The sequence below is a fragment of the Caulobacter sp. Root655 genome, from assembly GCF_001427665.1.
GTDB lineage: Bacteria > Pseudomonadota > Alphaproteobacteria > Caulobacterales > Caulobacteraceae > Caulobacter.
This window is the reverse complement of record NZ_LMHC01000009.1, coordinates 1-22,983: the sequence shown is the minus strand read 5'-3', so window position 1 is coordinate 22,983 and position 22,983 is coordinate 1. Positions and strand designations below refer to the sequence as shown.

27 protein-coding genes are annotated in these 22,983 nt (G+C 69.0%); 14 read left to right on the top strand and 13 right to left on the bottom strand.

Annotated elements, in window-relative coordinates; translation table 11 throughout:
• Window positions 1-6: 6 nt before the first annotated feature.
• The 4 genes from hisH to ASD79_RS08610 are packed head-to-tail and all read left to right on the top strand — an operon-like array spanning window position 7 to window position 2,475.
• Complete coding sequence (hisH, locus tag ASD79_RS08625) at window positions 7-648, top strand: imidazole glycerol phosphate synthase subunit HisH (RefSeq protein WP_056720628.1); 642 nt, start codon at window positions 7-9, stop codon at window positions 646-648.
• Window positions 636-1,370 carry a 1-(5-phosphoribosyl)-5-[(5-phosphoribosylamino)methylideneamino]imidazole-4-carboxamide isomerase gene (hisA, locus tag ASD79_RS08620; RefSeq protein WP_162252348.1) on the top strand — a complete coding sequence of 245 codons (735 nt, stop codon included), beginning with the start codon at window positions 636-638 and terminating at the stop codon, window positions 1,368-1,370. Before hisH ends, hisA begins: the two co-directional genes overlap by 13 nt.
• Window positions 1,370-2,152, top strand: coding sequence for an imidazole glycerol phosphate synthase subunit HisF (hisF, locus tag ASD79_RS08615; RefSeq protein ID WP_082584855.1), 783 nt, complete (start codon window positions 1,370-1,372; stop codon window positions 2,150-2,152). The genes hisA and hisF overlap by 1 nt, the downstream gene beginning before the upstream one ends.
• On the top strand, window positions 2,149-2,475 hold the full coding sequence (locus tag ASD79_RS08610; RefSeq protein WP_056720625.1) for a phosphoribosyl-ATP diphosphatase: 327 nt from the start codon (window positions 2,149-2,151) through the stop codon (window positions 2,473-2,475). Before hisF ends, ASD79_RS08610 begins: the two co-directional genes overlap by 4 nt.
• A gap of 40 nt (window positions 2,476-2,515) precedes the next feature.
• Here the strand turns inward: ASD79_RS08610 and ASD79_RS08605 are convergent, their stop codons facing one another.
• The 4 genes from ASD79_RS08605 to timA form a co-directional block, all read right to left on the bottom strand.
• A complete protein-coding gene (locus ASD79_RS08605) occupies window positions 2,516-3,088 on the bottom strand; it encodes a DUF4337 domain-containing protein (RefSeq protein WP_056720624.1) in 573 nt (190 codons plus the stop codon).
• 71 nt (window positions 3,089-3,159) lie between these two features.
• Window positions 3,160-3,699, bottom strand: coding sequence for a Smr/MutS family protein (locus ASD79_RS08600; RefSeq protein ID WP_056720623.1), 540 nt, complete (start codon window positions 3,697-3,699; stop codon window positions 3,160-3,162).
• A gap of 4 nt (window positions 3,700-3,703) precedes the next feature.
• Window positions 3,704-4,828: a murein transglycosylase A gene (locus ASD79_RS08595; protein WP_056720622.1), complete on the bottom strand. Its 1,125-nt coding sequence runs from the start codon at window positions 4,826-4,828 to the stop codon at window positions 3,704-3,706.
• Window positions 4,828-5,427: a TIM44-related membrane protein TimA gene (gene timA, locus ASD79_RS08590; RefSeq protein ID WP_056720621.1), complete on the bottom strand. Its 600-nt coding sequence runs from the start codon at window positions 5,425-5,427 to the stop codon at window positions 4,828-4,830. The genes ASD79_RS08595 and timA overlap by 1 nt, the downstream gene beginning before the upstream one ends.
• Window positions 5,428-5,617: 190 nt before the next feature.
• On the opposite strand from timA, the gene secB reads away from it, so the two are divergent.
• Together secB and ASD79_RS08580 are read left to right on the top strand one after the other, a co-directional pair.
• On the top strand, window positions 5,618-6,112 hold the full coding sequence (secB, locus tag ASD79_RS08585) for a protein-export chaperone SecB (protein ID WP_007667490.1): 495 nt from the start codon (window positions 5,618-5,620) through the stop codon (window positions 6,110-6,112).
• Window positions 6,113-6,199: 87 nt separating this feature from the next.
• The gene (locus tag ASD79_RS08580; protein WP_056720620.1) at window positions 6,200-6,535 is read left to right on the top strand and encodes a hypothetical protein; all 336 of its coding nucleotides are present in this window, start codon (window positions 6,200-6,202) and stop codon (window positions 6,533-6,535) included.
• On the opposite strand, the gene ASD79_RS08575 is transcribed toward ASD79_RS08580, so the two are convergent.
• Window positions 6,532-7,218 (bottom strand): response regulator transcription factor, encoded by a 687-nt coding sequence (locus tag ASD79_RS08575; protein WP_056720654.1) that lies wholly within the window; start codon window positions 7,216-7,218, stop codon window positions 6,532-6,534. The genes ASD79_RS08580 and ASD79_RS08575 overlap by 4 nt on opposite strands.
• A 63-nt stretch (window positions 7,219-7,281) precedes the next feature.
• Between ASD79_RS08575 and ASD79_RS08570 the strand changes: the two genes are divergently transcribed.
• Window positions 7,282-7,788, top strand: a complete 507-nt coding sequence (locus ASD79_RS08570; RefSeq protein ID WP_056720619.1) for a L,D-transpeptidase — start codon at window positions 7,282-7,284, stop codon at window positions 7,786-7,788.
• Here ASD79_RS08570 and ASD79_RS08565 read toward each other — a convergent pair.
• Complete coding sequence (locus tag ASD79_RS08565) at window positions 7,785-8,429, bottom strand: YggS family pyridoxal phosphate-dependent enzyme (protein ID WP_056720618.1); 645 nt, start codon at window positions 8,427-8,429, stop codon at window positions 7,785-7,787. The genes ASD79_RS08570 and ASD79_RS08565 overlap by 4 nt on opposite strands.
• On the opposite strand from ASD79_RS08565, the gene ASD79_RS08560 reads away from it, so the two are divergent.
• Window positions 8,428-9,072 (top strand): thiamine phosphate synthase, encoded by a 645-nt coding sequence (locus ASD79_RS08560; RefSeq protein ID WP_235524373.1) that lies wholly within the window; start codon window positions 8,428-8,430, stop codon window positions 9,070-9,072. The genes ASD79_RS08565 and ASD79_RS08560 overlap by 2 nt on opposite strands.
• 10 nt (window positions 9,073-9,082) lie before the next feature.
• On the opposite strand, the gene ASD79_RS08555 is transcribed toward ASD79_RS08560, so the two are convergent.
• Complete coding sequence (locus ASD79_RS08555; protein ID WP_007667480.1) at window positions 9,083-9,436, bottom strand: NtrZ family periplasmic regulatory protein; 354 nt, start codon at window positions 9,434-9,436, stop codon at window positions 9,083-9,085.
• Between the two features lie 322 nt (window positions 9,437-9,758).
• Here ASD79_RS08555 and ASD79_RS08550 point away from each other — a divergent pair, with 322 nt between their 5' ends.
• The 4 genes from ASD79_RS08550 to holA all read left to right on the top strand — a co-directional run bounded on the left by ASD79_RS08550 (window position 9,759) and on the right by holA (window position 14,670).
• The gene (locus tag ASD79_RS08550) at window positions 9,759-10,283 is read left to right on the top strand and encodes a DUF3576 domain-containing protein (RefSeq protein ID WP_156400421.1); all 525 of its coding nucleotides are present in this window, start codon (window positions 9,759-9,761) and stop codon (window positions 10,281-10,283) included.
• A 151-nt stretch (window positions 10,284-10,434) separates the two neighbouring features.
• Window positions 10,435-13,035 (top strand): leucine--tRNA ligase, encoded by a 2,601-nt coding sequence (gene leuS, locus ASD79_RS08545; RefSeq protein WP_056720616.1) that lies wholly within the window; start codon window positions 10,435-10,437, stop codon window positions 13,033-13,035.
• A gap of 3 nt (window positions 13,036-13,038) precedes the next feature.
• Window positions 13,039-13,548, top strand: coding sequence for an LPS assembly lipoprotein LptE (lptE, locus tag ASD79_RS08540; RefSeq protein WP_056720615.1), 510 nt, complete (start codon window positions 13,039-13,041; stop codon window positions 13,546-13,548).
• Between the two features lie 69 nt (window positions 13,549-13,617).
• Window positions 13,618-14,670, top strand: coding sequence for a DNA polymerase III subunit delta (holA, locus tag ASD79_RS08535; protein ID WP_056720614.1), 1,053 nt, complete (start codon window positions 13,618-13,620; stop codon window positions 14,668-14,670).
• Window positions 14,671-14,975: 305 nt separating this feature from the next.
• Here holA and ASD79_RS08530 read toward each other — a convergent pair whose 3' ends face one another.
• The 6 genes from ASD79_RS08530 to ASD79_RS08505 all read right to left on the bottom strand — a co-directional run bounded on the left by ASD79_RS08530 (window position 14,976) and on the right by ASD79_RS08505 (window position 21,035).
• On the bottom strand, window positions 14,976-15,869 hold the full coding sequence (locus ASD79_RS08530) for a ParB/RepB/Spo0J family partition protein (RefSeq protein WP_056720613.1): 894 nt from the start codon (window positions 15,867-15,869) through the stop codon (window positions 14,976-14,978).
• 85 nt (window positions 15,870-15,954) lie between these two features.
• Entirely contained in the window at window positions 15,955-16,767 is an 813-nt protein-coding gene (locus tag ASD79_RS08525; protein WP_056720612.1) for a ParA family protein, read from the bottom strand.
• Complete coding sequence (rsmG, locus tag ASD79_RS08520; protein ID WP_056720651.1) at window positions 16,751-17,407, bottom strand: 16S rRNA (guanine(527)-N(7))-methyltransferase RsmG; 657 nt, start codon at window positions 17,405-17,407, stop codon at window positions 16,751-16,753. Before rsmG ends, ASD79_RS08525 begins: the two co-directional genes overlap by 17 nt.
• 4 nt (window positions 17,408-17,411) lie before the next feature.
• Window positions 17,412-19,271 (bottom strand): tRNA uridine-5-carboxymethylaminomethyl(34) synthesis enzyme MnmG, encoded by a 1,860-nt coding sequence (mnmG, locus tag ASD79_RS08515; protein WP_082584853.1) that lies wholly within the window; start codon window positions 19,269-19,271, stop codon window positions 17,412-17,414.
• Between the two features lie 166 nt (window positions 19,272-19,437).
• Complete coding sequence (gene mnmE, locus ASD79_RS08510) at window positions 19,438-20,781, bottom strand: tRNA uridine-5-carboxymethylaminomethyl(34) synthesis GTPase MnmE (RefSeq protein ID WP_056720610.1); 1,344 nt, start codon at window positions 20,779-20,781, stop codon at window positions 19,438-19,440.
• Window positions 20,778-21,035, bottom strand: coding sequence for a DUF6489 family protein (locus ASD79_RS08505; protein WP_007674856.1), 258 nt, complete (start codon window positions 21,033-21,035; stop codon window positions 20,778-20,780). The genes mnmE and ASD79_RS08505 overlap by 4 nt, the downstream gene beginning before the upstream one ends.
• Before the next feature lie 115 nt (window positions 21,036-21,150).
• Between ASD79_RS08505 and ASD79_RS08500 the strand changes: the two genes are divergently transcribed.
• Window positions 21,151-21,846, top strand: a complete 696-nt coding sequence (locus tag ASD79_RS08500; RefSeq protein WP_056720609.1) for a dienelactone hydrolase family protein — start codon at window positions 21,151-21,153, stop codon at window positions 21,844-21,846.
• Window positions 21,847-21,849: 3 nt separating this feature from the next.
• Complete coding sequence (locus tag ASD79_RS08495) at window positions 21,850-22,815, top strand: quinone oxidoreductase (protein WP_056720608.1); 966 nt, start codon at window positions 21,850-21,852, stop codon at window positions 22,813-22,815.
• Window positions 22,816-22,983: the final 168 nt, after the last annotated feature.

The window sequence follows — 22,983 nt, the reverse complement described above, 5'->3', positions numbered from 1 at the left end:
GATTTCATGCAGACCGTCGCCCTGATCGATTACGGGTCGGGCAACCTGCGCTCGGCCGAAAAGGCCCTGCGCGAGGCGGCCCGCCGTCACGCACTCGACGCTGACATCGTTGTCACCGCCGATCCCGAGCGCGTGGCCGCCGCCGACCGCGTGGTGCTGCCCGGCGTCGGGGCCTTCGCCTCGTGCCGCGCGGGCCTGGACGCCTCGGGCGTCTACGAGGCCATGAACGAAGCCGTTCACGGCAAAGGGGCTCCGTTCCTGGGCATCTGCGTCGGCCACCAGCTGCTGGCCACCCGCGGCCTCGAATTCGGCGTCACCCCCGGCCTCGACTGGATCGCCGGCGAGGTGAAGAAGCTCGCGCCCGCCGATCCGGCCCTGACCATCCCGCACATGGGCTGGAACGCCGTCGAGCAGGTGCGCGCGCATCCGTTGTTCAAGGGCGTCGAAAGCGGCGCCCACATGTATTTCGCCAACTCCTTCGCCCTGACGGCGGCCGATCCGGCCGATCTGCTGGCGACCACCGACCACGGCGGCGCCTTCACGGCCGCTGTGGCCAAGGGCAACGTGGCCGGCGTACAGTTCCACCCCGAAAAATCCCAAGCCGCGGGGCTCGCCCTGCTCGCCAACTTCCTGGAATGGCGCCCATGATCCTCTATCCCGCCATCGACCTGAAGGACGGCCAGTGCGTGCGTCTGCTGCACGGCGACATGGAGAAGGCCACGGTCTTCAACACCTCCCCCGCCGACCAGGCCCAGCGCTTCGTCAAGGACGGCTTCTCGTGGCTGCATGTGGTCGACCTGAACGGCGCCATCGAGGGCAAGTCGGTCAACATCGCCGCCGTGCAGTCGATCCTGGAGTCGATCTCGATCCCCGTGCAGCTGGGCGGCGGCATCCGCACCCTGGAGGCCGTCGAGGCCTGGATCGAGGCGGGCGTGTCCCGCGTGATCCTCGGCACCGTCGCCGTCCACGACCCTGACCTGGTCCGCAAGGCCGCGCGCCTCTGGCCCGAGCAGATCGCCGTGGCCGTCGACGTGCGCGACGGCAAGGTGGCGATCGACGGCTGGACCGGCCTGTCGGACCTGGACGCCATCACCCTGGGCAAACGTTTCGAGGACGTCGGGGTCGCGGCCCTGATCGTCACCGACATCAGCCGCGACGGCGCCCTGACCGGCGTCAATGTCGAGGGCGTGGGCGAGCTGGCCGACGCCGTGTCGATCCCGGTCATCGCCTCGGGCGGCGTGGCCTCGGTGGCCGACATCGAGCGGCTGAAGGCCCGCGTGGGCGTCGAGATCGCCGGCGCCATCCTGGGTCGCTCGCTCTATGCCGGCACGATCAAGCCGGCCGAAGCCCTGACCATAGCGGCCGCCTGATGCTGAAGACCCGGATCATTCCCTGTCTCGACGTCAAGGACGGCCGGGTGGTCAAGGGCGTCAACTTCGTGGCCCTGCGCGACGCCGGCGATCCGGTGGAGCAGGCCCGCGCCTATGACGCGGCCGGGGCCGACGAGCTGATGTTCCTCGACATCACCGCCTCCAGCGAGGGCCGGGGACTGCTGCTCGACGTCATCGCCCGCACCGCCGAGGTCTGTTTCATGCCGGTGTCGGTCGGCGGCGGGGTGCGCGAGGTGGCCGACATGCGCCGCCTGCTGCTGGCCGGGGCCGACAAGGTGTCGATCAACACCGCCGCCGTGGAAAACCCCGCCCTGGTGGCCGCCGGCGCCGACGCCTTCGGGGCCCAGTGCGTGGTGGTGGCCATCGACGCCAAGGCCCGCGCCGACGGCTCGGGCTGGAACGTCTGGACCTATGGCGGCCGCAAGGACACCGGCCTGGACGTGGTCGAATACGCCGCCCAGAGCGTGGCGCGGGGGGCCGGCGAGATCCTGCTGACCTCGATGGACCGCGACGGGGCCAAGATCGGCTACGACATCCCGCTGCTGAAGGCCGTGACCGGCGCGGTGACCGTGCCGGTGATCGCCTCGGGCGGGGCCGGCAAGACCGAGCACCTGGTCGAAGCCGCCCGCGACGGCCACGCCGCCGCGGTGCTGGCCGCCTCGATCTTCCACTTCGGCGAGATCAGCATCGGCGAGGCCAAGCGGGCCATGGCTGACGCCGGCATTCCCGTGCGCCTGGACGACCTGAAGGGGGAGGCGTGAGCAAGCTGTTCGATACCCTGGAGCGCCTGGCGGCGACGATCGAGGCCCGCAAGGGCGGCGACCCCGCCACCTCCTACACCGCCAAGCTGCTGGCCGACCCGGCCCTGGCCGCCAAGAAGCTGGGCGAGGAAGCCATCGAGACGGTGATCGCCGCCGTCGCCCAGAGCCCCGACGCCCTGGCCTCGGAAAGCGCCGACCTGCTGTACCACTGGCTGGTGCTGCTGGCGGCCTCGGACGTGTCGCTCGATGCGGTGGCCGACAAGCTGGCGGCCCGCGAGGGGACCTCGGGACTGGCCGAGAAGGCGTCGCGGGACGGTTCCTGAGTTGGGGACAGGCGCATGCGCCTGTTCCCGGACCTCATCCCTAACCCAGCAACCGGCTCAGAAACGCCGAGTGCAGGCTCCAGCCCAGGAAGCCCGCCACGCCCATGACGACCCCCAGGGCGCCGAACGCCCAGGAGGCCCAGAGCGCCGCGGGAATCTCCACTAGCGCCGCCACGGCGGCGATCGACACCGCGATGGAGTTCAGGGCGTCGGCGGCGTCGAACTGGTCGTCGTGGACGTTGAGCGCGTCGTACTGGGCCTGAAAGCCCTGGGCGCGGGATTTCAGCGCGGGGGCCTCGGCCTGGTACTTGGCGATCTCGGCGTCGAGACGGGTGATCTCGGCCGCCTCGGGCGCCGCCGCCCGTCCATCGCCCGACAAGGCCAGGAATCGGGTCTGGGCCCGCGCCGTCTCGTCGATGTGCAGCTTGGTCCTGGCAGCCTGGTATTGGTCCCAGGCGTCGACGCCGCTCGACTGCGCCTGCTGCATGGCCTGGACGATGTTGCCGTCCTTCACCCCGCACAGGCCCATGAAGATCGACAGGGCCACCACGGTGATCGCCACCCGCCGGTTGAACCTCTTGTCCTTGGCCTCGGCCCCGATCTCGATATCCATTGCGCCGCTCCTGAAGCTGGCCAAGCTTGGCGCGGGGATCGTGGCGAGGAGTGGGCGATGAAGGGGCGGCTTCAGACCTTCGGCGGCCGCCGCTTGAGCGCCACGTAGAACGCCCCGTCGCCGCCGTGGCGCTTATCGGCCGGCGACACGCCCGCCACGATGTCGCGCAGGGCCGGCCCGGCCAGCCATTCGGGGGTGCGCGAGCGCAGCACGCCCATCCCCACCTTGCCCTTGCCGGTGATCACCAGGGCCGCGCGGTGGCCGTCCTCCCAGGCGCGGCGCAGGAAGGCCTCCAGCACCGGCCTGGCGCGGTCCTGGTCCAGACCGTGCAGGTCGAGACGGGCCTCCAGCGGCGTATGCTCGCGGGCGATCTTGCGCTTGCGGTTGGGCTCGATGCCTTCCAGCGGGCCGGGCGCGCGCGCCTTGCCCGCCGGCTTGAGGCTCTTGGGGTCGATCAGCAGCGGAGCCATCGGCTGCAGCGTGGTCGGCGACTCCAGGCTTTTCGGCGCCTTGGGGGTCCAGCCCACCGCCTTCTGGGTCGGCTTGGCCCGCACCGTGGCGGTGACCATGCCCCACAGACGCATCTCGTCCTGGCGCGGGGGGCGTTTCATGGTCTCAGGACTGGGGTTGCGGGACGAGCCGGTAGAGCCGCAGGTCGTGGCGCACGCGCCCCGCCTCGGCCCCCGCCGCCGGGCCCGTGCCGGTGTAGAGGTCGGCCCGGGCGTCGCCCTTGATCGCGCCACCGACGTCCAGGGCCACCGCCAGGCGGCGATAGGCCGGGAAAGCCCCGGCCAGCTTCGGCGCGCTGGCGTCCAGCCAATAGAGTTCGCCCATCGCGTGCTTGCTGGGGTCGACGGCGATGGCCCGGCCGGCCGGCAGCGGAATCCCCGCGGCGCCCACCGCCTGCTTGCCGTCGTCCGGCAGGGTCTGGAAGAACACGTAGCGTGGGTTCAATTGCATGATGGCGTCGGCCTCGGGACCGCGGTGATCGGCCAGCCAGGTGCGGATCGCGTCGCCGGAGGTGTTGTTGTCGGGCAGCAGGCCGCGATCGCGCATGGCGGTGGCGATGCCGACGAACGGCCGGCCGTTGTGCCCGGCGAAGGCGGCGCGCACCCGGCGGCCGTCCGGCAGGACGAGAACGCCCGAGCCCTGGATCTGCAGGAAGAACAGCTCTTCCGGACGCATCCAGGCCAGCGGCCGATCGACGGACGAGGCCTCGATGGCGGCGCGGTCGAGATAGGGCACGAACTGGCCGCCCTCGACCTCGCCGGTGACCTTCTTGCCCGCCAGGCCGGGTTCGAACTGGCTGAGGTCCAGCGTCACCAGGTCGGCCGGCTTGCCGCGCATCGGGGCGCTGAACTCGGCCGAGCGCGACATGCGCGCCTCGTATTCCGGGGCGAAATAGGCGGTCAGCAGGCCCTGGCCGGCGACGGGTTCAGGCCGGAAATTGGCTTCGAGGAAACGGCGGGCCCCGGCGTCGTCGGTCACCCGGTCGGCGCGGGCCTTGCGGCAGATCGCGGCCAGGTCCGGCGCCTTGGCCACGCCGCAGCCCTGGCGGAAGGCGTCCAGCGCGCCGAGATGGTCTTCCTGCGACCAGCCGGCCAATGCGTTGAACGACAGAGCGGTCGAGGCGCCCGGCGTGGTCGTGACCGGTCCGGGCCCTGTCGGCCTGAGCGGCGTGGTCGTACAAGCCGCCAACGCCAGGACGGCGAACGCGGCGACAAATCCCAGGCGCGGCATCACGCCTCCGCGACGTCGACGCGGACCAGGGTCCAGTTCGGGTTCCGGCTCTTCAGGTCGCGCTCGAAGGTCCACAGGTCGGCGGTGCGGCGATCGTCGACCGCCTCGCCCGCGGCGCTGGTCGAACGGGTGCGGACCTCGGCCAGGATGCGGACCACCGCCTTGGCCACATCGCCTTCGACGGTGATGGAATCCAGGTCGGTGCGCGGGGGAACCATGAATTCGGCCTTCTCGGTGCGGCCCTCGGCCTCGCGGGCGGCGATGGCCGTCTCGAAATTGGCCATGACGTCAGGCGCCAGCAGCGGCTTGAGGGTGTCGCGCTCTCCCGCCGCGAAGGCCTTGACGATCATCTCGTAGGCCTGGCGGGCGCCGGCCAGGAAGTGGCCGACGTCGAAATCGGCCTGGCGAGCGCGCAGGGCGGCCAGGCCGCTCAGGGCGTCCACGGCCAGTTCGGGCGCTTTCACGTCGAGCGCCGGCGCGTTGGCCGGCACGGCGGCGGGCGCGTCTTCGGGCTGACGCCCGACCCGGCGGCCCAGGGTGGCGTAGAGCTGGTAGAGGATGACCGCGGCCAGAACCGCGAGGATAATCCATTCAAACACGATAGTTTCCGCTCGTTCAGCCAGGGCAGGCGCCAAGGCGAGACATCCTGCCTATATAGGCGAGGCCCCATCCATAGGCGAGAAGGGCTCGCGCGTCAGGCGCCTGGCGTTGCGCGCCAGCCGCCCCCGTGTTAGCAGCCCCGCTCTCTCCTAGCGGCCAATTTCGACGCCGAATACGGATTTATCGCTCATGACCGACACGAACGCCGCTCCCCCCGCCGCTCTCGAAGACGGCGCGGCCGCCGAAACCGGCATCCGCATCATCGCCCAGTTCGTCCGCGACTTCTCGTTCGAGAGCCCGCACGCCCCGGATTCCCTGCGCGCCGGCGGCGCCGCGCCGGCCATCGACATGGGTGTCGAGATGAACGCCCGCGGCCGTCCCGACGGCCTGTTCGAGGTGGACCTGAAGCTGTCGGCCCGCGCCACCCGCGACGACCAGCCGGTGTTCCACGTCGAGGTCATGTACGGCGGCCTGTTCCACATCGGCGGCGTGCCGGAAGCCGACCTGGAGCCGGTGCTGCTGATCGAGTGCCCGCGCTTCCTGTTCCCGTTCGCCCGTCGCCTGATCGCCGACGTCACCACCGAAGGCGGCTTCCCGCCCTTCCTGATCGACCCGATCGACTTCGCCGGCGTCTACGCGGCCCGCAAGGCCCAGGCCGACGGCGCGACGGTCGGCAACGCCTGATCACACCCAGAAGGCTGAAACAAAAAGGCCTCGATCGTGCTGCGATCGGGGCCTTTTCTTTAACTGCCCGATGAAAAGCTAGACTTCATGGCTATCGACAAGACAGCTTTATTCGAAAGCACCAAGGCGCTCTGGCCGCAGACGATTTTCACTTTTGACGCACGGAACACCCTGAACCGAATTTATCAGGCGAACGAGGATTCATACTCCGTCGACGATGACTGGCGACAGATCGCGATGTGGTCGTTCCATCAAGCGCTCTGGGGTCTCGAAAGAGAGGCTAGCGCTAAAGGCGCTTCGAGATTCTCGCCATCCGAGATTTCGTTCAACATCTTCGACAAGTGGATGCGCTCCAATCTCACCGGCGACGATTGCTGGCTGCCGGAACGCGCCGAATGGGAGAACGACGCGCCAAATACTTAAGGCTGCAGCCGATATCCGCCCATCTCGGTGATCAGGATCCGGGCCATCGCCGGATCGGGCTCGATCTTCTGGCGCAGGCGATAGACGTGGGTCTCGAGCGTGTGGGTCGTCACCCCGGCGTTGTAGCCCCAGACCTCGGTCAGCAGCTCCTCGCGCGACACCGGCTTGGAGCCGGCGCGGTAGAGGTATTTGAGGATGTTGGTTTCCTTCTCGGTCAGCCGGACCTTCTTCTGCTTCTCGTCGATCAGCAGCTTGGCCGACGGCCTGAACTCGTAGGGGCCGATGCGGAACAGGGCGTCCTCGGACGCCTCGTAGCTGCGCAGCTGGGCGCGGATGCGGGCCAGCAGCACCCCGAAGCGGAAGGGCTTGGTGACATAGTCGTTGGCCCCGGATTCCAGGCCCAGGATGGTGTCGCTGTCGCTGGCCGCCGCCGTCAGCATGATCACCGGGGCGGTGACGCCGTTCTTGCGCATCAACCGGCAGGCCTCGCGGCCGTCCATGTCGGGCAGGTCGACGTCCAGCAGGACCAAGTCCGGCTTGATCTCCCGGGCCATCCGCACGCCCTCGCCGGCCGTGGGAGCCTCGGCGACCGCGAACTCCTCGTGGAGGGCGAGCTGTTCGGCGAGCGCGCCGCGCAGATCCTCGTCGTCATCGACCAGCAGTAGGGTTTTGCGTTGCGCCATAAGGCGGAACATGCACCGCTGCGGCCCCCGGCGCCAAGCGCGCTTTGAGAGAACACCGCGCCGATGATCTTTCGCGCCCACGCCAAAGGCCAGATCGAGTGGGACGAGCGGCTGGCGCGCTGCGCGCTGGGCAAGGCCGGAGTCATCGCCGCCGCCGACAAGCGCGAGGGCGACAACAAGAGCCCGCTAGGCCTCTGGCCCATCCGCCACGTGCTCTACCGGCCCGACATCTATCCGGACGGCCCCGCCACCAGCCTGCCCGCCAGGCCGATCGCGGCCGACGACGGCTGGTGCGACGCTCCGGGCGACCCCGCCTATAACCGGCCGGTCAAGCTGCCCTACCCGGCCAGCGCCGAGCGGCTGTGGCGCGACGACCCTGTCTACGACCTGGTGGTGGTGCTGGGCCACAATGACGACCCGCCCGTCGCCGGCCTGGGCTCGGCGATCTTCCTGCACCTGGCGCGGGACGGTTATCCCGGCACCGAGGGCTGCGTGGCCCTGGCGCGGGACGATGTCGAGGCTCTGCTGGCGGTGGCCAGGCCGGGGGACGCGGTCGAGATCGTCGCCTAGCCCCGGCTTCCGAACAGCGCCGAGCCCACCCGCACCGAGGTCGCGCCGCAGGCGATGGCGGTCTCGAAATCGTCGCTCATGCCCATCGACAGCCTGGCCAGGCCGTTGCGGGCCGCGATCTGGCCCAGCAGGCGGAAATGCGGCGCGGGGTCGCCCTGGGCCGGCGGAATGCACATCAGGCCCTCCACGGGCAGGTCCAGGCCCCGGCACAGGGCGATGAAGGCGTCGGCCTGGCCCGGGACCACCCCGGCCTTCTGCGGCTCCTCGCCGGTGTTGACCTGGACGAACAGCCGCGGCGTCCTGCCCTGGGCCTGAGCCTCCCCGGCCAGGACGTGGGCCAGCTTCTCGCGGTCCAGGCTCTCGATGACGTCGAAGAACGCCACCGCCTCGCGCGCCTTGTTGCTCTGCAACGGCCCGATCAGTCGCAGCTCGACCTGCGCACGGCGCTCGCTCCAGCGACCCATGGCCTCCTGGACGCGATTTTCGCCGAACACCCGCTGGCCGGCGGCCAGAATGGGAGCGATATGGTCCCAGGGCTGCAGCTTGGACACCGCAACCAGGGTGACGGCGTCGGCCGGACGCCCGGATGCGACGGCGGCGGCCCGGATACGGGACTGGATGGAGGCGTAGACGTCGGACATGGATTCTTCAGGCGTGGGCGCCGGGGGCGCGATCGACGAGATGGACGCCCTGTCTAGAACGGCAGCGCGCCTTCGCCCATGGCTGGTGCGCGGAAAACCCCTGCCCAATCTGCTGTTCTTCACAGACCCGGACCGGACCCCCGACCCCGAAGGCGTCGCCGAGCGCCTGCCGCCGGGTGCGGCCGTGGTGTTCCGAGCGTTCGGCGCGCCGGACGCCGAAGCCCGGGGCCGTGGATTGCGGGACATCACCCGGCGACGCGGCCTGCTGCTGCTGGTCGGGGCGGACGAAGCCCTGGCGGTGGCCGTCGAGGCCGATGGTCTGCATCTGCCGCAACGGCTCTCGGCGGACCTGCCCGCGATCCGGGCCCGTCATCCGCAATGGCTGATCACCGTGGCCGCTCATGACGACGGCGCCGCCAGGGCGGGCCGGGCGGCGGGCGCCGACGCGCTGGTGGTTTCACCGGTCTTTCCCAGCGCCAGCCCCTCGGCGGGGACGCCACTGGGCTTGGATGGCCTCAAGAGGATCATCGGAGCGGTCGAAACGCCGGTCTACGCCCTGGGCGGCGTGCGAGCGGACACGGTCGAGCAACTGCTGGACAGCGGAATTGTCGGGATCGCGGCTGTGGAGGCGCTCCACGCCTAGACTTGGACGCCTAGAACTTGAACGCGGTTTCCAGCTTCACCCGCGGCGCGGGCTCCTGGATCTCGTTCTTGCGGGCGGCCAGGGCGGGGTTGTTGTCGCCCAGCGCCACGGCGCCGCCGACCCGGATCGACGGGGTGACGCTGTAATAGGCCCCGGCCTGGACGTCCCGTCCTTCGAGTTCGCGGTTGGCCGGCTGGTCAAGGTCGAGCTTGAGGCCCCACTTGCCCTTCTTGTTGTCCCACTGCAGGGACTTCTTCGGGCCTTGCTGCGGGTTGAACGGCATCATCTGGGCGGGATTGCTGAAATCGTTCTTCACGGTGAAATCGGCGGCGCCCGTACGCGTCTTGCTCTGGGCATAGGCCATCGAGGTCGATCCCAAGAGGATCAACGCCGTAGCCCCTGCCATGAAATACCGTGCCGCGAACATCGCTACTGAACCCAATCCCCAACCCGAACCTAATATAGGCCAACCTACATATAGGAGCGGGCTCCCTGAAAATCGATTAAAGGCCTGAGTACAGCGCGGTCAACCGCACTTGAGTCGGGCTAAGCGTCGCAGGGAGCGATTCAAGCGGCGCCTGTGGCGGTCCTGCCACGCGATTCCTGTTTTGACGCAGCGCGACCATGCTATAGACCGCTTCCGGCTGCGGGGGCGCGCCAGGTCGCGCGACGCGCCGGCGATACATTTGGAGCGAGGTACTATGGCGTTTGAGCGTGGGTCGGTGTTGCGCGGCGTCGCCGCTGGCGTTCTGACGCTGTCGGTCCTGGTGGGCGCTTCTGCTTGCAGCAGCAGTCCTCCCAAAACCTTCAGCACCCAAAGCGACGAGCCGGGTTTCAACCCGTTCAAGTTCGGCCGCGGCAAGCAGGCCGCGCCGTCCAGCGGCTCGATCGGCGTCAACGGCTTCCTGTGGCGCGCCAGCCTCGACACCCTGGCCTTCATGCCGCTGGCCTCGGCCGACCCCTACGGCGGCGTGATCGTCACCGACTGGTACACCAATCCCGAGAAGCCGGACGAGCGCTTCAAGGCGACCGTCTACATCCTCGACACCCGCCTGCGGGCCGACGGCCTGAACGTCACGATCTTCAAGCAGATCAAGGACGCCGCCGGTAGCTGGACCGACACGGCCGCCACCGATCAGACGGCGACCGACATCGAGAACGCCATCCTGACCCGCGCCCGTCAGCTGCGACTCTCCAACATCAAGAACTAGGCTTTCGGCCGAGTTCTTCGCGGGAGCTTTTGTCCTGGCGACAAAAGCTCCCGTTCGCACTTTTAGAAGCGCGCCGAGGCCGCGAAACCGCTTAAGACTTCCGCGGAACGCGCTCCAAAGGCGTGATCCCCCGCACGAACAGTCTGGTTTCATGGCCCGCTACAATCCCAAAGACACCGAGCCGAAGTGGCGCGCCGCCTGGGCGACCGCCAACACCTTCCTGACGCCGATCACCCCCGACGGCCGTCCGAAGTACTACGTGCTCGAGATGTTCCCCTATCCGTCGGGGCGCATCCACATGGGCCATGTGCGCAACTACGCCATGGGCGACGTCGTGGCCCGCTACAAGCGCGCCCAGGGCTTCAACGTGCTGCACCCGATGGGCTGGGACGCCTTCGGCATGCCGGCCGAGAACGCCGCCATGGAGCGCGGCGTCCATCCCAAGGGCTGGACCTACGACAACATCGCCGCCATGCGCGAGCAGCTGAAGGCCCTGGGCCTGTCGGTCGACTGGTCGCGCGAGTTCGCCACCTGCGATCCGGAATATTACGGCCAGCAGCAGGCCTGGTTCCTGCGTCTGCTGAAGCGCGGCCTGGTCTATCGCAAGGAAGCCTCGGTCAACTGGGACCCGGTCGACATGACCGTCCTGGCCAACGAACAGGTGATCGACGGCAAGGGCTGGCGCTCGGGCGCGACGGTCGAGAAGCGCAAGCTGACCCAGTGGTTCCTGCGCATCACCGACTATGCCGACGCCCTGATCGACGGCCTCAAGACCCTGGATCGCTGGCCCGAGAAGGTCCGGATCATGCAGGAGAACTGGATCGGCCGCTCCAAGGGCCTGCGCTTCACCTTCAAGTTCGCCGAAAAGGCCCCGGCCGGCCATGAGGACGGCCTGGAAGTCTACACCACCCGCCCCGACACCCTGTTCGGCGCCAGCTTCGTTGGCATCGCCCCCGAGCATCCGCTGGCCGAGCAGTTGGCCGCGGCCGACCCCGCCGTGGCCGCCTTCGTCGCCGAATGCCGCAAGGGCGGCACCTCGGAGGCCGACATCGAGGGGGCCGAAAAGCTGGGCCGCGACACTGGCCTGCGCGTCGTCCACCCGCTGGACGCGTCGATCACCCTGCCGGTGTGGATCGCCAACTTCATCCTGATGGACTACGGCACGGGCGCGATCTTCGCCTGCCCGGCCCACGACCAGCGCGACCTGGACTTCGCCCGCAAGTACGCCCTGCCCGTCCTGCCGGTGGTGCTGCCACCCGGCGAGGACCCCGTGACGTTCGAGATCGGCAAGGAAGCCTATGTCGGCCCCGGCGCGATCTTCAATTCAGAGTTCCTGGACGGCCTGGATATCGAGGCCGCCAAGACCGAAGCCGTGAACCGCATCGAAGCCATGGACCAGGGCCAGGGCGCCACGGTCTATCGCCTGCGCGACTGGGGCGTATCGCGCCAGCGGTATTGGGGTTGCCCGATCCCGGTCATCCACTGCGAAGCCTGCGGCCCCGTCGGTGTGCCCGAGGACCAGCTGCCGGTGGTGCTGCCCGACGACGTCAGCTTCGACAAGCCGGGCAACCCGTTGCTGCGCCATCCGACCTGGCGCCACACCACCTGTCCGGCCTGCGGCGGCAAGGCCGAGCGCGAGACCGACACGCTGGACACTTTCGTCGACAGCTCGTGGTATTTCGCCCGCTTCACCGACCCGACCGCCGCCGAGCCGATCAGCAAGGACGCGGCCGACCACTGGATGGCGGTCGACCAGTATATCGGCGGCGTCGAGCACGCGGTGCTGCACCTGCTCTATGCCCGCTTCATCACCCGCGCCCTGAAGGACGAGGGCCTGCTGTCGGTCGAGGAGCCGTTCGCCGGCCTGTTCACCCAGGGCATGGTCACCCACGAGGCCTACAAGAACGCGGCCGGCGAGTGGGTCGAACCGTCCGACATCCGCATCACCGTCGAAGGCGCCGAGCGCTCCGCGACCCATGCCGCGACCGGCGAGCCGATCACCATCGGCGACATCGAGAAGATGTCGAAATCCAAGAAGAACGTCGTCGCCCCCGAGGACATCTTCGAGGCCTACGGCGTCGACGCCGCGCGCCTGTTCGTGATGTCCGACAGCCCGCCCGAGCGCGACGTGCAGTGGACCAACAGCGGCGTCGAGGGCTCCTGGCGCTTCACCCACCGGGTGTGGAACGAGTTCGACGGCCAGCCGGCCGGCGACTTCGCCCATGATGAGACCGACGCCACGGCCCTGGCCCTGCGCAAGGGCGCCCACCGGCTGATCGGCTTCGTGACCGACTCCATCGAGGGCTTCCGATTCAACAGCGGCGTGGCGCGCCTGTACGAATTCCTCAACATGCTGAAGGCCGCGCCGGCCGCCCTGGCTGATGGAAGCGGCGCCTCCAAGGGCGTCCTGGCCGCCCGCGCCGAGGCGCTGGAAATCCTGGCCCGCCTGATCTCACCCTTCACGCCCCACCTGGCCGAGGAAGCCTGGGCCAGCCTGGGCAAGAGCGGCATGGTCGTCGACGCGCCCTGGCCCAAGGCCGACCCGATGCTGGCGGCCGACGATGAGCGCGTGCTGCCGATCCAGATCAACGGCAAGCGTCGCGGCGAGATCAAGGTCAAGGCCGGCACGGCCGAGGCCGAGGTCGAGAAAATCGCTCTGGCGGATCGCGCCGTCCTGGCCCACCTTGAGGGCCTGACCGTTCGCAAGGTGATCGTGGTGAAAGACCGTATCGTCAACATCGTGGCCGGCTGATCCATGAAGCGCGCAATGCTCCCCAGACTGTTTCCCACGGCCCTGATCGCCGGCTTCGCCCTGCTCCTCTCGGCCTGCGGCTTCACCCCCCTCTACGGGCCCCAGTCGGTCACCAAGGGCCTCGGCGCCATCGAAGTGGTCGCCCCCGAAGGCCGTGCCGGCTATCTGTTGCGCGAGAAGCTGGAGGACGCCCTGGCGCGCGACGTCAATGTCCTGCCGTCCCATCGGCTGGTCTACACCGTCAAGGAACAGCGCTACGCCCGGGGCGTTCGGGTCGACAACGTCGCCAACCGCTACGAGCTGAACCTCACCGCCGACTGGCGCCTACTCGACACCAAGACCGGGCAGGCCGTGCGGGCCGGTTCCGCCGCCGCCGCGGTCACCTACGACTCCGCCGACCAGCCCTACGCCTCCATCGCGGCCCAGCAGGACAGCCAGGAGCGCGCGGCGGCCGAGGTCGCCCGCAAGATCCAGCTGGACCTCGCCGCCTGGCTCGCGGGCAAGGCCCCCTAGAGACCCGACCCTGTTCTCGCGCGCGCTCTTCACGCGAACCGACATCCATTTCGCTCGAGTACGCTGGCCATGATCCTGTCGAAACGCCAGGACGTCGAACGCTTCCTGAAGGACCCCACGCCGGAGATCCGCGCCGTGGTCATCTACGGCCGCGATCGCGGGGTGGTGCGTGATCGCGCCGACCAGCTGGCCAAGCGGCTGTTCGAGCGGCCCGACGACCCCTTCGACACCGCCCAGCTGACCGAAAGCGACCTCGACGCCCAGGCCGGCAAGCTGGAGGACGAACTCTCGGCCCTGTCGATGATGGGCGGCCGACGGCTGGTGCGCCTGCGCCTGACCGGCGAGAAGGCCGGACCCGACAAGCAGGCCGCCGAAGCCCTGGTCCGCCATGTCGAGGGCCAGCTGAACCCCGAGGCGCTGTTCCTGGTCGAGGCCGGGGCCCTGGATCGCAACTCGGCCCTGCGCAAGGCCGGCGAGAAGGCCGCCGGCGCCGCCGTGATCCCCTGCTACGAAGACGAGGCCGGCGACCTGGCCCGCCTGACCCGCGAAACCCTGGCCAAGGACAAGGTCAGCCTGAACGGCGAGGCGCTGGACCTGTTCGTCTCGCGCCTGCCCAAGGAGCGCGGCGTGGCCCGCGCCGAGATCGAGCGCCTGGCCCTGTTCCTGGGCCCAGGCAGCGGCGTCAGCGCCACCCCGGCCGACCTGACCGACTTCCTGGGCGTAGAGCCCGAGGCTTCGCTGGGCGACGCCGCCGTCGACGCGTTCGGCGGCCGTCTGGGCCCCGCCCAGGCCGGCCTGAGGCGCGCCGCGGCCGAGGGTGAAGGCGGACCGGCCGCCGTGCGGGCCATGGGCTATCATCTGGGCCGCCTGCGCCGCACCCTGACCCTGCACAAGAACGGCGTCGACCTGGCGGCGGCCGCCAAGGCTTCGGGCGTGTTCTGGAAGAGCGAGCGCGAATTCCTGCGCCAGGCCCGCGCCTGGACCCTGGATCAGCTGCTGCTGGTGCAGGCCGAGGTGTTGGCCGCCGACAAGGCCTGCAAGACCTCAGGCTCGCCCGACCAGCTGATCTCTGAGCGGCTGGCCCTGCAGATCGCCGGCAAGGCGCGACGGCTGGGGCTGTGAGCGACGCCGCCTGACTCAGGCGGCGACCGCCTTCGGATCGATCCCCTGCCCCAGGCGTCTGGATGATCGCGGAAGCTGAGTCGGCCTAACCGTCAAACCCATGGGGCGGCGGATCGCGTTTTCCTGTGGATTATACTCCGGGAACCCCTCGATCAAACTCTCGGCGAAAAGCGATACTTCGCCTTATAATTCAAAGGTTTGATCGAAAAATGGGAGCTTCCCCGCGTCGTTTCTCGCCGATCGTGCGTCCCGGTGTGCGGACAAGCCCCGTTCCGTGCGCGACAGACGACCCTTTTTCCGAGGCCTCAGAGGCCTCGGGTCAGACGGTTGCAGAGGTCGTCGAGCTGCTCGAGCTTGGCGTAGCGGATGGTGATGGCGCCGGCGTCGCCGCGATGGTCGATTTCGACGTCGAGGCCGAGCACCGACGACAGGTCGGACTCGAGGGCCTGGGTGTCGGTGTCCTTGGTCCGCGGCGGGCGGCCGCCGTTCGAACGGGCGCGAACCTCGCCGGCGGCGTTCGGGGTGCGACGGGCCAGGGCCTCGGCCTCGCGGACCGACAGGCCCTTGTCGACGACCTCACGGGCCAGGGCAGTCGGGTCGGGCGCGGAGGCGATGGCGCGGGCATGACCCGCCGTCAGCTCGCCGGAGGTCAGGTAGGTCTGGACGGCCTCGGGCAGGGCCAGCAGGCGCAGGGTGTTGGCGATGTGGCTGCGGCTCTTGCCGACGGTCTGGGCGATCGCCTCCTGGGTACGACCGAACTTGTCCATCAGCACCTTGTAGCTCAGCGCCTCTTCCAGGGCGTTGAGGTCGGCGCGCTGGACGTTTTCGATGATGCCGATCTCCAGCACCGCCAGATCGTCCAGCTCGCGGATGATGATCGGGATGGTCTTGAGGCCGGCGCGCTGGGCGGCCCGCCAGCGGCGCTCGCCGGCGACGATCTGGTATTCCCCGGCCGCGCCCGGCGCCGGTCTGACCAGGATCGGCTGCAGGACGCCCTTCTCGCGGATCGAGTCCGAAAGTTCTACCAGGTCTTCCTCGTGGAAGGTCTTGCGGGGCTGATCGGGATTGCGGCGGATCAGTTCGATCGGCGCCTCGCGCGAGCCGCCGGCGGTGTCGCCGGGAGCCTGGGCGGGCGCGGAATCGACCTCGCCGAGCAGGGCGGACAGACCCCGACCCAGCCCACGACGACCTTCAGACATCCCCGGTTCTCCCACCACGACCGACTCCCTCACGCGCTCAACACTCAATTTCGACAATGACTTGGATGGTTATCCTCAGACGGCCCTATGCCGCCTGGGCCAGCCGCGACTTCTCGCGCACGATCACCTCGCGCGCCAGCCGCAGATAGGCCTGGCTGCCCGCGCATTTCAGGTCGTAGAGCAGTACGGGCTTACCGAACGACGGCGCCTCGGACACCCGAACGTTGCGCGGTATGACCGCGTCATAGACCTTGTCGCCGAAGTGTTGCCGGACATCCCGGGCCACCTGGTCGGACAGACTGTTGCGGCGATCGTACATGGTCAGCACCACGCCCTGGATCTCCAGCTTGGGGTTCAGGCTGCCGCGCACCCGCTCGATGGTCCGCATCAGTTGGGTCAGGCCTTCCAGGGCGAAGAACTCGCATTGCAGTGGCACGAACACCGCGTCGGCGGCGGTCATGGCGTTGACGGTCAGCACGTTCAGCGACGGCGGGCAGTCGATCAGCACGTAGCTGTATTCACCACTCGTGCGCAGCGGCTCCAGGGCGTCGCGCAGACGGTAAGAACGGCGCGCCGTCTGGCCCAGCTCGATCTCGACGCCCGACAGGTCGGCGTCGGCGGGGATCACATCCAGGCCCGGCAGCTCGGTCCGGACCGCGGCGTCGACCACCGGCTTTTCGCCCATCAGCACGTCGTAGAGCGTGGTCTTGCGCTGCATGCGGGTGATGCCCAGGCCCGTCGAGCAATTGCCCTGCGGGTCGGCGTCGATCAGCAGCACGCGCTCGCCGCAGGCCGCCAGGGCAGTGCCCAGATTGATCGCGGTCGTGGTCTTGCCCACCCCGCCCTTCTGGTTGGCGATGGCCAGGACGCGCAGCGGTTGGTCAGACTTTACGGACACTCTTGAGCCCCTTCACTTGCACGATCTGGCCTCGCGGGTCGCTCAGGGAGGACCGCAGGGTCGACTCGAATTTCCAATATGTGGCGGCTTCGGCCAGTTCCGAAGCGACATCTTGTCCCTTCAGGAACCAGGCGGTCGCGCCGCGCTTCAGGTAGGGCTGGGCATAACCCAGCAGTCTGACCATCGGCGCGCAGGCCCGGGCGGTGACGACGTCGACCTTCAGGTCGAGCTCCTCGGCGCGGGCGTTGTGGATCTCGGCCGGCAGCTTCAGGTCGTCGACGACCGCGCGCAGAAATTTGCAGCGCTTGGCCATGCTCTCGACCAGGTGGACCTTGGCCCCCGGCGTGTCCTTCAGGAGGATGGCCAGGACGACGCCCGGCAGGCCGGCGCCGGCCCCCAGATCGGCCCAGGTCCTGGCGTCCGGCGCCAACTTCAGCAGCTGGGCGCTGTCCCAGGCGTGGCGGTTCCAGAAGTTCGGCAGCGACGCCGGCCCGACCAGGTTCATCACCGCGTTCCACTCGGCCAGCAGGGCCTGGAAGCGCGTCAGGTCCGCCAATTGGGCGTCGCTGCAGCCCGTCAGCCGCTGGAATGCGGCCGCGTCGACGGGGTCGAGGGCTTCGATGACGAGTTCTGTTTGCATGGGATCAGGCCGCTGCACGGGCGCGTCGCACATGGGCCAACAGCGCGGTCAGGGCGCCGGGCGTCACGCCCTCGATCCGGGCCGCCTGGCCCAGGGTCAGGGGCCTGACCCGCGCCAGCTTCTCGCGCACCTCGTTCGACAGGCTGCCGACCAGGTCGTAGTCGAGGTCGCCGGGCAGGCGCAGGTCCTCTTCCTTGCGGAAGGCCTCGGCGTCGGTGCGCTGGCGGTCGAGATAGCCGGCATAGGCCGCCTCGATCTCGATCTGCTCGCGGGCCATCGGGCTCCAGTTGGCGATCCGCGGCCATACCGCCGTCAGGCCGTCGAGGTCGACGCCCGGCAGGGCCAGCATGGCCAGGACATCCCGACGCTGGCCGTCGGCATTGACCTTAAAGCCGGCCTTGACCGCCGCCGCCGGGGTCAGGGTGACCGAGCGGGCGAAGGCGCGGACGGTTTCCAGCTCGGCCTTCTTGGCCGCCCAGGCCGCCGCGCGGACCGTGCCGACGCAACCAAACTCAAGGCCGCGATCGGTCAGCCGCTGGTCGGCGTTGTCGGCCCGCAGCACCAGGCGGAACTCGGCGCGACTGGTGAACATCCGATAGGGCTCGGTGACGCCCCGGGTGACGAGGTCGTCGATCATCACCCCGATATAGGCCTCGTCGCGGGCGAAGATCGCGGGCTCCCTGCCCTGTCCGGCCAGCGCCGCGTTGAGGCCGGCGACCAGGCCCTGGGCCCCCGCCTCCTCATAACCGGTCGTGCCGTTGATCTGGCCCGCCAGGTAGAGCCCGGGCAGACGCTTGGTCTCCAGGGTCGGGTAGAGCTCGCGCGGATCGACGTAGTCGTACTCGATGGCGTAGCCATACCGGATGACCTCGACGGCCTCGAGGCCTGGCATGGTGCGCAGGAACAGCAGTTGGGTTTCGGCCGAGACCGAGGTCGAGACACCGTTCGGATAGACCGTGTCGTCGTCCAGGCCTTCCGGTTCCAGGAACACCTGGTGGCTGGTCTTGTCGGCGAAACGGACGACCTTGTCCTCGATCGACGGGCAATAGCGCGGGCCGATCCCGGTGGCGCGACCGCCGTAGACCGCCGACTCGCCCAGGCGATCGGCGATGATCTTGTGGGTTTCGGCGGTCGTATAGGTGATGCCACACTGGATTTGCGGCACGTCCACCGTGGAATTCAGGAACGAGAACGGCTCGGGATTGTCGTCGGCGGCCTGCATCTCCAGGCGGTCCCAGGCGATGGTCTTGCCGTCCAGACGGGCGGGCGTGCCGGTCTTCAGGCGGCCCATGTCGAAGCCCAGTGCATAGAGCCGGTCCGACAGGCCGATCGACGGCGCGTCGCCGACCCGGCCGGCCGGGATGCGGGTTTCGCCCTGGTGGATCAGGCCTTTCAGGAAGGTGCCGGTGGTCAGCACGACGCGGGGCGCCCGGTAGACAGCGCCCTCCCCATCGATGACGCCGGCGACGATCCCGTCCTCGACGATCAGGTCTTCGGCCGCGGCGGCGATGACGTCGAGGTTCACGTGGTCGAACAGTTCGGCCTGCATGGCTTCGCGATAGAGCCTGCGGTCGATCTGCGAGCGCGGGCCGCGCACGGCGGGGCCCTTGGAGCGGTTCAGCAGGCGATACTGGATGCCGGCCTTGTCGGCCATCCGGCCCATCAGGCCGTCGAGGGCGTCGATCTCGCGAACGAGATGGCCCTTGCCCAGGCCGCCGATGGCCGGGTTGCACGACATCTCGCCGACGGTTTCGCGTTTGTGGGTCAGCAGCAGGGTGCGCGCCCCGGCTCGGGCCGACGCGGAAGCGGCCTCGCAGCCGGCGTGACCGCCGCCGATGACAATGACATCCCAGAGATTGGACAAGCTTGCGCGCCTCAATGCGAACGCCCCCGTCGCGGCGGGGGCGTACGGGCCTTATACGTGGAACTCACTCGAACGGCGAGTCGGTCTCGGGTGTTTCACGTGAAACAGCCCCGACACATCTGTGATCAGCCTGTGGATGGTTCAAGCCGATGTTTCACGTGGAACATCACTTGCCGATGCAGAAGCTCGAAAACACGCGATCCAGCACATCCTCCGGATCGATGCGCCCGGTAATGCGTGACAAGGATCGCGCCGCCAGGCGAACATCCTCGGCGGCGAGCTCGACTTCCAGCCCCATGTCGGACAGGGCCCGCCGCAGATAGCCACGCGCCTCCGTCAGGCTTTCGGCGTGGCGGATGCGGGTGGCGGCGGGAAACTCGGCGCCGGACAGGGCTTCGATCACGTGCGACGTCAGCGCCGCTCTGGCCAGTTCGGCGCCGCCGGGCTTGCGGGCGGCGAGTTCGACGATCGACAGGCCCTGCCCCACCAAGGCGATGCGAAGCTCTTCCAGGCGATGGTCGTCGACCAGGTCGATCTTGTTGATCACCGCCCAGTCGCCCGGCCGGACCACGCCATAGGCGTCGTCCTGTTTCACGTGAAACATCGCCGCGTCGATCACCCAGAGACGAAGATCAGCTCCCGCCGCCCAAGCCTGGGCGCGGCGTACGCCCTCGGCTTCGATGGTGTCTTCCGTCGCCCGGAGACCCGCCGTGTCGGCCAGGAGAACCTTGTAGCCCCCCAAGGTCAGCGGAACCTCGATAATGTCCCGCGTAGTGCCCGGGGTCGAGGTGACGATCGCCGCGTCGCGCTCCGCCAGGCCGTTCAGCAATGTGCTCTTGCCGGCGTTCGGCGCTCCGACCAGGGCCACCCGGAAGCCGTCGCGCACCCGCCGTCCGCGCGCGGCGTCGACCAAGGCCTCGCCGATCTCGGCCTCCAGGGCCACCAGGCCGGGGCGGGCTCGCGCCGCGACGTCCTCCGGAAGCGCCTCGTCGGGGAAGTCCACAGCGGCTTCCAACATGGCCAGGGCCTCGACCAGCAACCCGCGCCAGGCCTCGTACCGCTCACTCAGCGCCCCGCCCAGCTGGCCCAGGGCCTGGCGCCGTTGGGCCTGGGTTTCGGCGTCGATCAGGTCGGCCACACCCTCGGCCTGGGTCAAGTCCAGCTTGCCGTTCTCGAAGGCCCGGCGGGTGAACTCGCCCGGCTCGGCCAGGCGCAGCCCCTCGGCGGCCAGCGCCTCCAGCACCGCTTCGACGACCGCCCGGCCGCCGTGCACGTGGAACTCGGCGGCGTCCTCGCCGGTGTAGCTGGCGGGGCCCTCGAACCACAGCACCAGGGCGTCGTCCAAGGCCACGCCGTCATGGGTCAACTGACGCAGGGCCGCGCGCCGCGGCTTGGGCAGGTCACCAGCCAGGGCGCGCACTGCATCGCTGGCGCGGGGCCCGGATATCCGGAGCACCGCCACCGCCGCCCTACCCGCGCCCGTGGCCGGCGCGTAGATCGTGTCGTTCATTCGCGCTTGCCACCCATGCCACCCACGGCCGCCCCGGCCGCCGCGGTCATCAGCTTGCGGAACTGATCCTGGGCCCCGGCCCCGAACGCCATCCAGTTCTTCATCAGCTCTTCCGGCGCCAGGGCGGCCATGTTGGCGTCCATCCGGCTCTGCATCTCCTTGACCAGGTGGTCATTGAGGGCGCTCACGTCGGGCAAGCCCAGGAAGGCGCGGGCCTCCACGGGGGTGCAGTCGATCTCGATCGTCATCTTCATGGCTTTGGTTCCCTACAGTCAGGGCACGACATTGTTATGCGTCAGGCGCATCGGACCACGTTAGAGCGCTTCGGTCGAAAGTCCCATCGACGCCTTGCGGATACGGAGAGCCCCAATGAGCGAGACCCTCACGATCGACACCCCGGACGGCGCCTTTTCGGCCTATGTGGCGCGCCCCACGACGACCCCCGCCCCGGCGGTCGTGGTCATCCAGGAGATCTTCGGCGTCAACAAGGTGATGCGCGACGTCTGCGATAGCCTGGCCGCCCAGGGCTTCGTCGCCGTCTGCCCCGACCTGTTCTGGCGCATCGAGCCGGGAATCGACATCACCGACCAGAGCGAGGCCGAATGGAAAAAGGCTTTCGAACTCTATAACGCCTTCGATGTCGACGCCGGCGTCTCCGACATCGCCGCCACCCTGGCCGTCGTCCGTGCCCTGCCCGGCGTCAACGGCAAGGTCGGCGCCGTGGGCTATTGTCTCGGCGGCCTGCTGGCCTTCCTGACCGCGGCCCGCACCGACAGCGACGCGACGATCGCCTATTACGGCGTCGGCATCGAGAAGCACGTCGGCGAGGCCGACAAGCTGGCTCGCCCCCTGCTCATGCACATCGCCGAGGAAGACCAGTTCGTGCCGAAGGAGGCACAGAAGGTGATCCTCGGCGCGCTGAAGGATCATCCGCAGATCGCGATCCATACCTATCCCGGTCGCGACCACGCCTTCGCCCGGGTCGGCGGCGAGCACTACGACGCGGCCGACGCCGGTAGCGCCAACGCCCGCAGCCTGGCGTTCTTCAAGTCGAACCTGGGCTGACCGATGCTGGCCATACAAGCTGTCCGCACTGGCGGCCCCGAGGTGCTCGAGGCTGTCGACCTTCCCGTTCCCACGCCTGGCGCCGGTCAGATCCTGGTCCGGCACCAGGCCGTGGGTCTGAACTTCATCGACACCTATCACCGTAGCGGCCTCTACCCGATGAAGACGCCCGTGGTGCTGGGTCTCGAAGCGGCTGGCCTCGTCGAGACCGTCGGCGACGGCGTCACCCGCTTCGCGGTCGGCGACCGCGTCGCCTATAACGGCACGCTTGGGGCCTATGCGCAGGCCGCCGTCGTTCCCGCCGATCGCGCCGTGAAGGTTCCAGGCTCGGTCAGCCTGGAGACCGCCGCCGCGGTCCTGCTGAAAGGCATGACCGCCGAGTTCCTGGTCCGACGCTGCCACAGGGTCGAACCGGGTCAGACCGTGCTGGTCCATGCGGCGGCCGGCGGGGTGGGGTCGATCCTGGTGCAATGGGCCAAGGCGCTCGGCGCGACGGTGATCGCCACGGTCGGCTCGGAGGCCAAGGCCGCCCTCGCCCGCGCGCATGGCGCTGACCATGTCATCCTTTACAGCGAGGAAGACGTCGCGGCCCGCGTGCTGGAGATCACCGGCGGCCAGGGCGTGGTGGTCGTCTATGACGGGGTCGGCAAGGACACCTTCGAGGCCAGCCTCAAGAGCCTGGGTCGACGCGGCGTGCTGGCCACCTTCGGCAACGCCTCCGGTCCCGCGCCGGCGATCGCGCCGCTGGAACTATCGGGCAAGTCGCTGTTCCTGACCCGGCCCCGGCTGTTCGACTACATCGCCACGACGGAGGAACTGGACGAGAGCGCGGCGGCGCTGTTCGCTGTGCTGGCGTCCGGGGCGGTGAAGATCGAGGTCGGGCAGACGTTCCCGTTGGCTCAGGCCCGTGCGGCGCATGAGGCGCTGGAGGGCCGGCGGACGACCGGGGCGACGTTGCTCATTCCGTAGACCCCGAGTCGCCCAGGTCCTGGCGGGAGGCGCGGCGCCCTACCTTCACCCTCTCCCAGAGGGAGAGGGGGGGTGTTCAGCCCGGATAGAGAGGTGACAGACCAGCCCGGATAGATGGGTAACAGTTCTCGCCTGATAGGTTGGAGGGCTGTGCGATGCCGTGGCGAG